This window comes from Methylobacterium sp. WL116 (assembly GCF_008039455.1).
In the GTDB taxonomy this organism is placed as follows: Bacteria; Pseudomonadota; Alphaproteobacteria; order Rhizobiales; family Beijerinckiaceae; genus Methylobacterium.
Genome location: NZ_VRUV01000114.1, coordinates 1 through 10,667, shown reverse-complemented (window position 1 = coordinate 10,667; position 10,667 = coordinate 1). Strand labels below are relative to the sequence as shown.

Annotated in this window: 16 protein-coding genes; 10 read left to right on the top strand and 6 right to left on the bottom strand. The window is 70.9% G+C overall.

Annotated features, from left to right (window positions below; all coding sequences use genetic code 11):
* Positions 1-205: 205 nt before the first annotated feature.
* From FV223_RS11180 to FV223_RS11170, 3 genes are all read left to right on the top strand, one after another.
* Positions 206-409, top strand: a complete 204-nt coding sequence (locus FV223_RS11180) for a CsbD family protein (RefSeq protein WP_147727116.1) — start codon at positions 206-208, stop codon at positions 407-409.
* Between the two features lie 104 nt (positions 410-513).
* Positions 514-897, top strand: a complete 384-nt coding sequence (locus FV223_RS11175; protein ID WP_147727115.1) for a CsbD family protein — start codon at positions 514-516, stop codon at positions 895-897.
* A gap of 258 nt (positions 898-1,155) precedes the next feature.
* Positions 1,156-1,668, top strand: a complete 513-nt coding sequence (locus tag FV223_RS11170) for a MarR family winged helix-turn-helix transcriptional regulator (protein ID WP_147727114.1) — start codon at positions 1,156-1,158, stop codon at positions 1,666-1,668.
* Positions 1,669-1,695: 27 nt separating this feature from the next.
* Here FV223_RS11170 and FV223_RS11165 read toward each other — a convergent pair whose 3' ends face one another.
* Entirely contained in the window at positions 1,696-2,139 is a 444-nt protein-coding gene (locus tag FV223_RS11165) for a DMT family transporter (protein ID WP_147727113.1), read from the bottom strand.
* A gap of 135 nt (positions 2,140-2,274) precedes the next feature.
* Here FV223_RS11165 and FV223_RS11160 point away from each other — a divergent pair, with 135 nt between their 5' ends.
* Positions 2,275-3,015, top strand: a complete 741-nt coding sequence (locus tag FV223_RS11160) for a DUF3750 domain-containing protein (protein ID WP_147727112.1) — start codon at positions 2,275-2,277, stop codon at positions 3,013-3,015.
* Between the two features lie 424 nt (positions 3,016-3,439).
* Entirely contained in the window at positions 3,440-3,703 is a 264-nt protein-coding gene (locus tag FV223_RS11155) for a hypothetical protein (protein ID WP_147727111.1), read from the top strand.
* 5 nt (positions 3,704-3,708) lie between these two features.
* Here the strand turns inward: FV223_RS11155 and FV223_RS11150 are convergent, their stop codons facing one another.
* A complete protein-coding gene (locus FV223_RS11150; protein ID WP_147727110.1) occupies positions 3,709-4,161 on the bottom strand; it encodes a hypothetical protein in 453 nt (150 codons plus the stop codon).
* A gap of 345 nt (positions 4,162-4,506) precedes the next feature.
* Between FV223_RS11150 and FV223_RS11145 the strand changes: the two genes are divergently transcribed.
* Both FV223_RS11145 and FV223_RS11140 read left to right on the top strand, forming a co-directional pair.
* Positions 4,507-5,358 (top strand): zincin-like metallopeptidase domain-containing protein, encoded by an 852-nt coding sequence (locus tag FV223_RS11145; RefSeq protein WP_147727109.1) that lies wholly within the window; start codon positions 4,507-4,509, stop codon positions 5,356-5,358.
* A gap of 77 nt (positions 5,359-5,435) precedes the next feature.
* On the top strand, positions 5,436-5,819 hold the full coding sequence (locus FV223_RS11140) for a hypothetical protein (protein WP_147727108.1): 384 nt from the start codon (positions 5,436-5,438) through the stop codon (positions 5,817-5,819).
* A gap of 210 nt (positions 5,820-6,029) precedes the next feature.
* Here FV223_RS11140 and FV223_RS11135 read toward each other — a convergent pair whose 3' ends face one another.
* Genes FV223_RS11135 through FV223_RS11120 form a run of 4 tightly spaced genes read right to left on the bottom strand, consistent with a single transcriptional unit; the run spans position 6,030 to position 7,718 of the window.
* Entirely contained in the window at positions 6,030-6,356 is a 327-nt protein-coding gene (locus FV223_RS11135) for a hypothetical protein (RefSeq protein ID WP_147727107.1), read from the bottom strand.
* Entirely contained in the window at positions 6,353-6,799 is a 447-nt protein-coding gene (locus FV223_RS11130; RefSeq protein WP_147727106.1) for a hypothetical protein, read from the bottom strand. Before FV223_RS11130 ends, FV223_RS11135 begins: the two co-directional genes overlap by 4 nt.
* Positions 6,796-7,305 (bottom strand): hypothetical protein, encoded by a 510-nt coding sequence (locus FV223_RS11125; protein ID WP_147727105.1) that lies wholly within the window; start codon positions 7,303-7,305, stop codon positions 6,796-6,798. Before FV223_RS11125 ends, FV223_RS11130 begins: the two co-directional genes overlap by 4 nt.
* The gene (locus FV223_RS11120) at positions 7,302-7,718 is read right to left on the bottom strand and encodes a hypothetical protein (protein WP_147727104.1); all 417 of its coding nucleotides are present in this window, start codon (positions 7,716-7,718) and stop codon (positions 7,302-7,304) included. The genes FV223_RS11125 and FV223_RS11120 overlap by 4 nt, the downstream gene beginning before the upstream one ends.
* Before the next feature lie 314 nt (positions 7,719-8,032).
* Here FV223_RS11120 and FV223_RS11115 point away from each other — a divergent pair, with 314 nt between their 5' ends.
* The 3 genes from FV223_RS11115 to FV223_RS11105 all read left to right on the top strand — a co-directional run bounded on the left by FV223_RS11115 (position 8,033) and on the right by FV223_RS11105 (position 10,547).
* Positions 8,033-8,869: a hypothetical protein gene (locus FV223_RS11115; protein WP_147727103.1), complete on the top strand. Its 837-nt coding sequence runs from the start codon at positions 8,033-8,035 to the stop codon at positions 8,867-8,869.
* Between the two features lie 146 nt (positions 8,870-9,015).
* On the top strand, positions 9,016-9,399 hold the full coding sequence (locus tag FV223_RS11110; RefSeq protein WP_147727102.1) for a hypothetical protein: 384 nt from the start codon (positions 9,016-9,018) through the stop codon (positions 9,397-9,399).
* Positions 9,396-10,547, top strand: coding sequence for a hypothetical protein (locus FV223_RS11105; protein WP_147727101.1), 1,152 nt, complete (start codon positions 9,396-9,398; stop codon positions 10,545-10,547). The genes FV223_RS11110 and FV223_RS11105 overlap by 4 nt, the downstream gene beginning before the upstream one ends.
* Positions 10,548-10,667 lie beyond the last annotated feature (120 nt).

Genomic DNA, 10,667 nt, shown 5'->3' with positions numbered 1-10,667 from the left:
CACGCAGGGCGCGTTCTACGGCGCCCTCGCGCTGATCCTCGGCGCGCTCGCCGGCTTCCTCGGCGGCCGCTTCGGCGCCGTCAACCCGGCGCTGGCCTACGGCACCACCCGTCGCGCCTGACCCCTCCGGCCCCGGCACGCCGGGGCCGACCTCCCGCCGGTCGGATCGGCCGGTTCCCATGACATCGCACAAGGAGCGTTTTCGATGAGCAGCACCACCGACAAGATCAAGGGCCTGGCCAACGAGGCCGTCGGCAACGTCAAGCAGGGCGTCGGCAACGTCACCGGCAACGACAAGCTCGTCGCCGAGGGCAAGGCGCAGGAGCTGAAGGGCGAAGCCCAGAAGACCGTCGGCGACGCCAAGGACGGCGCCCAGAACCTGGCCGACAAGGTGAAGAGCAAGTTCTGAGCGAAGCCCGCGTCCCGAGGGACGCGCGCCTTGCCGATCCGACGATGCGGGACGGCGGCCGATGCCGTCCCGCACCTTTCCACCCGAACCGACGGATGCCGACCATGAACCGCGACGAATACCGGGGCGCCAAGCGCCACCTCAAGGGCCGCGCCCAATCCACCCTGGGCGGCATCACCGGCGAGGCCGGGCGCCAGGTCCGCGGCGCGGTCGATCAGGTCGCCGGCGGCGCGCAGTACGCCTACGGCCGCGCCCGCGACCGGGCCGAGGACGTGATCGAGGACGGAACCCACCTCGCCCGCGAAGCCCGCCGCCGCGGAGAGAGCCTCCTCGACGACGGCAGCCGCTACGCGCGCGACGCACGCCGCCGCGGCGAGACCTATGGCCGCCAGGCCCTCGGCTATGCCGACGAGAACCGCGCCACCACCCTCCTCGCGCTCGCCGCGGTGGCCTTCGTCGCCGGTTGGCTGCTCCGCCCGGCGCGCTGACCGCCAGAGACAGGACAGATTCCATGATCCGCAAGCTCCTCACCGCCTTCATCGTGCCGAAGCTGATCGCCTATGTCGGCCGCCGCTTCGGCGGGGGCGCCGGGCGCCGTCCGCGCTGACCCCTTCCGGGCTCCGAAGCTTCGGCATCCGGCCGTATCCCGCGACGGGACTGACGGCCGGAGTCGAATCCCGCTATACGCATGCATATGCCGGTAATTGCGGGCAGCCGGGCCAGCCGGCCGGGGCGCGAGACGAACGATGGCGAAGGGCACGCGAGCCCGCACCGACGCGACGACCGGCTGCGCCATCGCCCCGCGGAGCCGGTGCAGCAACGCGGCGCTGCGCAGGGCGACCCGAAACATCGGGCAGCTCTACGACGAGGTGCTGGCGCCCGGCGGCCTGCGAACGACCCAGCACAGCCTCCTCGTCACCGTCCGCGCGATGGGAAGCCCGACCATGGGGCAGCTCGCCGAGGCGATGGTGATGGACCTGTCCGGCCTCGGCCACACCCTGAAGCCGCTGGCCCGGGACGGCTATCTTCGCCTCGTCCCGGACGCGGCCGACCGCCGCGTCCGCCGCGTGGCGCTGACCGACCTCGGCGCGGCCAAGCTGGAGCAGACGATCCCGCTCTGGCAGGACGCGCAGGCGCGCTTCGAGGCGGCTTTCGGGCAGGCGCGCACCGAGGCCCTGCGCGACATCCTCGGCGCGCTGGCGACGCCAGGGTTTCGCGAGGCTTTTGCGGGCAGCAAGGCGCGCGACGACGCGGGCTGATCCTGCACCCGCTGCCTGCGCACCGGTTCAGAACAGGGCGACGAGGGCGACCCCCCCGATCATCAGGACGCCGCCGAGGATCCGCCACGGCGTCGCCGGATGCACCGCGAAGCCGACCCAGCCGAAGTGATCGAGCAGGACCGAGGCGACGACGCCGGCCGTGACCAGCAGGCCGAGGAAGGCGCCGGCGCCGATCTGGCGGGCGACGAGCAGCTGCGCGATGACGATGCCGCCGCCGAACACGCCGCCGAACCATCCCCACCACGGGACGGTGGCCAGGTCTTCGGACGACGGCCAGGCGAGCCGGCCGGAGACGAGCCCGACGACGAGAACGGTGGTCGCCGTGCAGATCCCGACGACGAGCCCGGCGGTGAGCGGCTGCGAGAAGCCCTTGGCCAGGGCCGCGTTCTGGCCCGGCTGGATCGCGTTGGCGATGCCCGCGATCAGGACGACGCCGTAGAGGTACCACATGCGAAAAATCCTGGGCCGAAGGGCAACCGACGGAGGGGCAACGGGGCACGGGCGGCCGAGGCGCGATGACGCCGCACCGCTCTGCCAACCGCCCGGCGAGGTTCCTAGATCCGAGGCACCCCGCCCCGCCTGGACATGACCCGCTTGCTCCGAATCGCTCTCCTCGTCTTCGTGATCGTGTTCCTCGCGCCGATCGCGGTGTCGGCGGCCCTGTATTACCTGCGGAACGACATCGCCGACTGGCGCACCGCCGACCGCTCGAGCGCCGGGCTGCTCCGGCCGGCCGCCCAAAACCCCGAGGCCGTGGTGCGGGTGTTCTCGGCCCGCACGGTGAGCTGGCGCGGCATCATCGCGAGCCACAGCTGGATCGTGGTGAAGGGCGCCGGCGACCGCGCCTACAAGCGGTTCGACTACACCGCCTGGGGCATGCCGATCTGGGTCGACCGGTTCGTGCCGGACGGGCGCTGGTTCGGCAGCACGCCGGAGCTGGTCTTCGCCGCCGACGGCGCCGAGGCGGAACGGATGCTGCCGCGCATCCGCGAGACCATCGCCAACTACCGCTACGCGAAGCTCGGCGACTACCACCTCTGGCCCGGGCCGAACTCGAACACCTTCGTGGCGGCGGTGATGAGCTCCGTCCCGGAGATGCGGGCGAGCCTGCCGGCGACGGCGATCGGCAAGGATTTTCCCTATGACGGCCGCTGGGCCGGCCCGACGCCCTCGGGCACCGGCTTCCGGATCAATCTCGGCGGCTATCTCGGGCTGACGGTCGGCTGGGTCGAGGGCGTCGAGGTCAACATCCTCGGCGCGGTCGCCGGCCTCGACATCCGCCGTCCCGGCCTCAAGCTGCCGGGCCTCGGCCGCCTCGGCGTCTGAAGCCTCGCGCGGTTCGACGCGGCGCGCAAAACCGGGTTTCGACCGGGCGCCCGCGCGAAAAGCGGGTCACGACCGGATGGCAGGTCCGAAGGGGAGCAGTAGGAGACTGCGAACTCTCGGGAAATTTGGTCGGAGTGGCAGGATTTGAACCTGCGACCCCCACGTCCCGAACGGGGGCGCGGACCGCAGGCGCTCCCTCTGTAGACACCGTTTCCGTAGAGGGCCAGCCCCCGTTCCGTTCACCGCCGTGCGCCCCGAAACGCCGCCATTCACGACCAATGTTTGGTCGATGTTTGGTCGGGACGCCGTTTGTTCGCATGCCTCACGTGTCCCGTTCCAGGCCACGCCGGGGGCGGTCATCAAGTGACTTGATGGCGTCGCCTCGCGGCCGGCGGCATCATGCCGGGGACCCAGGGAGCCCTACATGACCACCACCATCGAGACCTTCACCGACGTCGTCATCCGCGACGTGCTGATCACCGGCACCGTCGAGGTCACCACCGACGGCGACGGTCGCCGCACCGCCGGCGAGATCGAGCGTGGCCTCTGCCTCGACGTCTGGAACCCGACGTTCCCGACGCCCTGCGACTCGTTCATGCGCAGCGACGCGGCGATCCGTGCGGTGCTGGAGGCCAGGTGGGCGCGCGCCCAGGGCGTCGTCCCATTCCGCCGGAGGGCGGCCGCCTGAGCCGATCAGGCCGCGCCCCGCTTCGCCCGTGCCTCGTCCTCCAGCATCATCGCGATCACGACCGGGCAATCCGGGCCCATCGGAGCGGCGCCGTCACGACCGAGATCCCGGACGCGGATGAGGAGCGAGCCCGTTCGTGGGCCGCCCAGCGAGCCGATCTTTGTCAGCCATCCCAGGGTGCCCTCCCGTTTCAGCCGTGCTTTGAGCACGCCGTGGAGCCACTCGTGCGGCAGTTCCGGGATGACCATGGTGGCGCGGTAGAGCCGGTCGAGGCGGTCCTGCATCTTGTCGCGCTCGGCGGTCGCAGCGGCCAGGGCTGCAACCCCTTTTGCCGGGCGTGCGTCGGCCTCGATGCCGGCGAGGACAGCCTCGATCTCCTCTACGAGTTCGACCTGGGGCTTCAGGGTCGCCTGCAGCCTGAGGATCGCGTTGGCGGTTCGCACGTGGTCCGGTGTCATGCGCATGCCCTCCCGCAGGACGGCACCGTGCCGGATCGCGGTTACGCACCCCTTGCCGTCGGCGTGGTTGTCCACCGTGGGTTGGTCTGGGGGCGAGGTTGCCGCCCTCGCGTTTGTCCCGGATCGGGGACTCGTCGCCACCACCCTGGACGGTCCGGGCCAGGACCTCCCCCGGCGCGCTCCGTTCGGCCTCTCGAATTGGGGGGTCATACGACAGCCGGGGCTATTCCCCTCAACCCCTATCGGGGTCCTCCACTCCGTTCCGGCGCTGCGCGTGCGGGTCGCCCTCGGCCGTCTCCAGGCCCTCCCATCGAGGCCGCATCGGGCGGCCAGCGGGAGAGCACCATGGCCCAGGACATCCACCAGATCGTCACCGACAAGATCGTCGCGACCATGGAAGCCGGCGAGACCGGACAGTGGACCTGCCCCTGGCACCGGACCGGCGGAGGCCTGCCCCGCAACGCTCTGACCGGGAAGGCCTACCGCGGGATCAACACCTTGTCGCTCTGGGTCGGTGCGCAGGCCGCCGGATTTTCGGACGACCGCTGGGCGACCTACAAGCAGTGGGGCGAACTCGGGGCCCAGGTGAAGCGAGGCGAGAAGTCGACCCTGGTGGTCTTCTTCAAGGAGTACGAGACCGACGGCGAGGACCGGAAGCGCTTCGTGGCCCGGGCCAGCTACGCCTTCAACGCCTCACAGGTGGAGGGCGCGCCCGAGGCAGGAGAGCCCCACCCGGCGAGCGAGTGGACCATCCCCGAGGTGTTCGACGGGTTCGTCGAGCGCACCGGCGCCCGGATCACACACGGCGGGGACGCCGCCTTCTACCAGCCGAGCGAGGACAGGATCGTCCTCCCGAAGCGGGACCGGTTCGCCACCGCTCAGGGGTACGCGAGCACCGCCGCCCACGAGCTCGTCCACTGGAGCGGGGCCAAGGGACGTTTCGACCGGGACCTGACGGGACGGTTCAAGACGCTGGCCTACGCCGCCGAGGAGCTCATCGCCGAACTCGGGTCCGCCTTCCTGATGGCGGAATTGGGCCTGGAAGCCGAGCCGCACCCGACGCACGCCTCCTACCTGGCAAGCTGGCTCAAGCTTCTCCGGAGCGACCCCAAGGCGATCTTCGCCGCCGCGTCGGCGGCATCTCGGGCGGCGGGGTTCCTGACCTCCCTCCAGGCCCAGATGGCGGAGGCGGCCTGAGGGCCGTCCCCCGATATTCGCGGGGCGCCCGATTCGCGCCCCGCGAGGATCTGCTAGCGATCAGACAGGAGCCCGCCATGCGCATCGCCACCGTCGCCATCATCCTCTTCACCGTCCCGGCCGCGGCCGGGGGCTACACCAAGGCCACGCCGGCGGAGTACCAGGTGGCGTACGGTAAGGCCCGGGCCTACGCGCTGGCGCACCAGACCATCGAGTGGCCACCGTCCTGCCGGGCGGTAATCGGGGCCAAGGCGGTGAAGCCGCTGATGGAGGCCTGCGGCCTCGTCGCCGGCGGGACGACGCACATGCGCTGCCGGCCGGCGATGCCGTGCCACGACATCCTCGACCGCCTCGCCCAGTATTGCATCGAGTGGAAGGGCAACGTCCCGTGCGTCGCCATCGAGGACGGCGGCGAGGACCGGCAGGACCCGCGGCTCAGGGGTCGCTGGCAAAGTCCCTGATCGGGGACTTTGCGTTCAGGCGCAGCCTCATCGCGTCGGCCCTCCGGGCGACGCCCTCGATGTCCGCCATCATGGACGTGACGGCCGCCCGGGCGCGCGCATCCTCCGCCAGATCGAGGGCGGCCGCTAGGGCCCGCCGGGCTTGCCGGATCTGAGACGCGGCCTTGCCCAAGGCCCAGGCCTGCGTCGAGGCGTCCTCGCCGCGGCGCCTCATCGGTCGGACACCGTCGGGAAGCCCCGGTGCCAGGCGATCTGAACCGAGGTGGTGTCGTCGTCGCTGAGGACCTCGCGATCTCCGGCGGGCCGGACGTGGATGCGGCATCCCGGTGCCAGACCGGAAAGGCCGAACCGGCGGAGGAACGCCCGCCATTCGTCCTCGGTCTCGAAGTCGTCGCGACCGAGGGTCACCCCACCGTTCGTGAGGAACCGGACCGTGGTGCCCGGTTCCGACATCGCCTCAACGAAGCGGCGTTGCACGCCGTCGAGCTTCAGCGGAGGCGCGTTGGTGAAGGTGCGCCCGGCCCATGCGTCGGTCATGATTGCCTCCTCGATGCGTACTCGGCCTCGGCGCGGTCGCTCTCCGCAGATGCGGCGGCGTCCCGGGCGGCGCGTTCCTCCGGGAGAAGCTTGTCGATGATCCGCCCCTGCAGGGCCTGGACGGCCTGCCACTCGCGGGTGCGTTCCATGTGTTCGGCGATACGCCTGTTGCGGGCCACCTCAGCCTCGGCCGCAGCGAAGGTTGCCCTAATGGCGTCCGTAAGGTCCGATGCCGAGGGCTCGGCCACGATGCCCTTCCAAGCCCGGGCGGCCGCCTTCCGACGTGCCTTCCGGCTGCCCTCGGCCCAGAGGCGCTCACGCCTCACCTCCTCGAACTCCGCGACGGCTCGGTTCCGCAGGTGGTCCATCGTGTAGATCGGTCGCTCCGCCATGCGTGTCAGCTTCGCGTCGATCTCGTCGGGGATGACGTGGGGGCCCATCATGACGCGCCTCCCACCAGACTCGCGATGTCGGCCCGCATCCGGTCCGGGTCAACGTCGGTTCGGAAGACCCCCTCGACCGGGGCCGCGTCGAACCCGGCCTGGTAAATCGCCTCCAGGTCGGCAGTAGGTGACGGGGCGGCCACCCCCAAGGCCAGGGCCGCCCGCAGCCCCCGGCGGACGTCCTCGGCGAGGCCGTTCCGCTGGCGCTCCGAGTACCCCCACTGGGTCAGGTTGCCGTAGAAGGCGTCGCCGAAGGCCACCACCTGGGCGTCCGTCGGCTCCGGGCCGGTCTGCGCCGAAGCCGGTGGCTTGGCCCGTTCCGCCTTCAGCGCCTTCACCGCGCACGGACGGCAGGAACGGGCCCGCTTGTCGCAGTCCCAATGGGTCTCCCTGCAGGTTCGGCATGGGGCGCAATACTTTCCGGGTGCCCAACCATGCGGCCGCAACTGCTCGAAGGTGATGCCGTCATCGGGGATGGGCTCACCCCAGCGCCGTGTCGTGATCATGCCGCCCTCCCGATCATCGCCCGGGCCGCGGCCTGGTACCGCTCGACCGTCTTCCGGTTCGAGGGCAGCCCGAACAGGCGCCGGAGCGCCCGGAGGAAATAGCCTCCCGCGTCCTCGTCGATGCCCTGCCCGAGGTTGAGCTCGGCATAGTAGGCATTGATCTCGGGCCAACCCATCCGGTCGACGGCGGCCTCCAGGGCGGACCGCTCGGTCGCCTCACCGCCGGCGTCGATCTCGCCCGGCAGAGCGATGCGCCCCATGAGCTTCACTTGGTGCTCGTCGAAGCATTCGACGCGGCCCGTCAGATAGATGTCGCGGTGCCCGTCCCGCACGTAGACCTCGGCGACGCGGAGCCCGTCCTCACCCTTCGCCTCGGCGCTCGTACGAACCCAGTAGAACTCCCGCTTGCCCATGCGAATCCGTCCTCCTCTTGAAAGAGGAGATCGTCCGCCTCGGGCATGCGAGCCACCAGCCTCAGCCGGCCTTCCGTGCATGGAATTTCGCGGATTTCGCGATCCCCGACAGGGCGTTGGCCTCGCCCCGCGAGGATGTCAGCACCTGTGCGCATGACGTCGGCACGCGTTTCAGAGGGCCCAAGCTTGGCTGTGGCGAAATGAATCAGGCTAGGGAGCCGATTTAGGGGCTCGCGACCAGGCGAGCGCGGGGGCCGAGTGCTTCAATTCCCAATGGCGGCGCAACGAACCTCGCTCGCCATGGAGATGCCCCCGTGTTCCAGACCTTTTTCCTCTCCGTCATGGCGTTCCTCGGCTTCGCGCCGGCGACGTCCCAGACCGTCCGCGTCGGCCCCGGCCCGAACGGGCGCCGCCACGCCATTCACCCGACGACCACCGTTGCCAGCGCGCCCTCGACCGGACCCGGTCCTGGCGGCCGCCGGCGTGCACTCTACGAGCCGCCGAGGCCGCGCGTTGTGCAGGCCGTTGCGCACCCTGTTGTGCAGCCGGATTCGCCCGTCTTGCTGCGCAACAAGCCGTCCGCCCGCGAGTTGCGCGAGCGCGCCTACGCCCTCGGCATCCGGACGACGGAGACCGTTCGGGCGATCCCGGCCGGGCTCGCTGTCAGGTACTTCCAGGCCCAGGCCGGGTGCGCCCCTTCGCAGGACGGCTTGGGGCGCGTGACGCGCCATGAGGCCGAGGCATCGCTCGGTCGGGACCTCGTGGCGTACGTCGATCTGTGCCTCTCCCACCGTGCGGCACTCCCCAGCATCAGCCCCAGCCGCGAGCATGAGGATGACGCCGTCTACCGAGTGCGCCTGCGGCGGGCGTCGGAAGACGATGTCGAGCTTTGGGAGTCGGCTGCCCGGTCCCGGGATCGTCAGCGCGCCGAAGCCCAGGCGGCCGGCATCCCTCAGCCTGAGCCCCTGCGCATCCCCGATGCCGTCGAGGCCATCATCGCGCAAAGGGCCGCGGCGGCCGCTGCACTCCTCAAGCGCCGGGCTGAGGGTGCGGGCGGAGCCGGTGGAAAGGCGGGGAGCAACGTCGTCAGGTTGCCAGCGGCCGAAACCCCGAAAGCGGACGTCCCGTCCGTCCCCGCTGGCCCGAAGTAAGGGAGCGCCACGCCATGACGATCTCCCCCGTTGCGCACGACGCGTTGCGCAGTCAGACGGCAGACAGAGTTGAGCCAGCCATGGGTGCGCAACGCGCACCCAACGAGCCCGCCCCGGCGGTCTCTGCTTCCCAGGGGCTTCGCCCCGTGGACCCCCGGAAAACGCCTCCGGCGAAGAGGCCGGTCCCCACCGTCAAGACCTCCCTCGCAAACGTCCTGGGCATCCGCCTGACGCCCGACCTGAGGGCCCGCGTCGCCGAGGCGGCCACCGCGTCGGGGGCATCCGACAGCGCCTGGCTCCGGCAAGTCGCCCTGGAGGCGCTGGGCGTCGAGAGCCCCGTGGATGCCGCCTCGGGCCGGCGGGTGCGCGTGGCCCCCGAGGATCAGGCGGCCCTCGCCGCGTGCGTCCGGGATCTCGGCGAGGCGTCCCTCGCGGCTCAGGCGGGCCGGACGCGGGAGGCCGTCGATGCGGTGGAGCGCGCCCGGCAGGTCCTGGTGCCGGTGATCCTCGGTTTCGAGAGGCGCACATGATCAGCGGCGCCATGAGGGGCAAGGGCGGCGATGCACTGGCCCGCCATCTCCTGAAAGACGAGAACGACAGCGTCGAGGTCATCCCCGCGCGGGGCCTCGGCAGCCCCGATCTCCTCCACCAAGTTCGAGAGCTCGTCGCGATGTCGCTTGGGGGCCGGACGGACGCGCCCTGCTATCACGTCCACGTCGACCCCGAGATCGAGATCTCGGACAACGCAGGCGCCCGCGCCCGGTGGTGGACCCTGTTCGAGAAGGAGTTCCGCCTCGCGTCGCAGCCCTACTGCGGGGCCGTCCACGACAAGCACGGCCGCCGCCACGAGCATCGCGTCTACGGCCTCGTCCGCCGGGACGGTGGCGTCGTGGACCTCGCTTGGGACTACGCCAGACGCGAGAAAGTGAGTCGAATCGTCGAGTTCGAGCACGGCTTGCCGCCGGTCCCGAGCAAGCACGGACGCGCCATCGCGAAGGCGCTCCGCGAGGAGGGCCGCGTGGACGTAGCGTCCTGGCTGGAGGCCTCCGGGACGCTCGACACCGAAAGGCCCGTGACGGCCCTGTCGCCGACGGAGCGCCTGGTCCAGGAACGGACGGGCGTGCCCCTCGCCTCCGTCCGGGCGGCCGCCCTTTCCGCCTGGCATGCATCGGAGGACGGCGAGGGCCTCCGGGCTGCGCTGCGCGAGCGTGGCCTCCGGCTTCATGCCGGGCGGTCCGGGCCGGTGGTCCACGACGCGAACGGGACGGCGCATCTCCTAACCCGCCTGATCGGAGCGGCCAGCAAGGCCACCGACGGCGCACGCATCTCGGCGGCCGCCGTCCGGGCGCGCCTAGAAGACGTAACCCTTACCCAAGCTGGAGATCAGGCAGATGGACGCGGTGTTGGAACGGCTCTCGGCGCAGGACAGGATGCTGCAGGCGATCATGGCGGCGCTGGCGCCGGCGGAGGAAACGGAGGGGGCGGGGCTGGACGACCTAGTCCAGGCCCTGAACGACCTGACGATGGCGGTAGCCGCCCAGGGCGAGGAAATCCGCGCCATGCGCTCAGCCGTCTCCGTGGCTTAGGGGTCGTCGACGGAAGGGCCCTTGTGCGCAGGCTTCGGGCGCTCGATGCGCGCCGCATTGTTGAGCTCGACATGGCGCGCCAACGTGTGTAGGGCGGTGACAAAACCATCCACTGGAGCGTCGGCGGGGTGCTGATGCGGCCGGGGTAAAAGCCGGCCAGTGGAGAGGCTTCTCTTTCGGGAGGGGCCCAGGATGTTTGCCGTGGAAGTCTA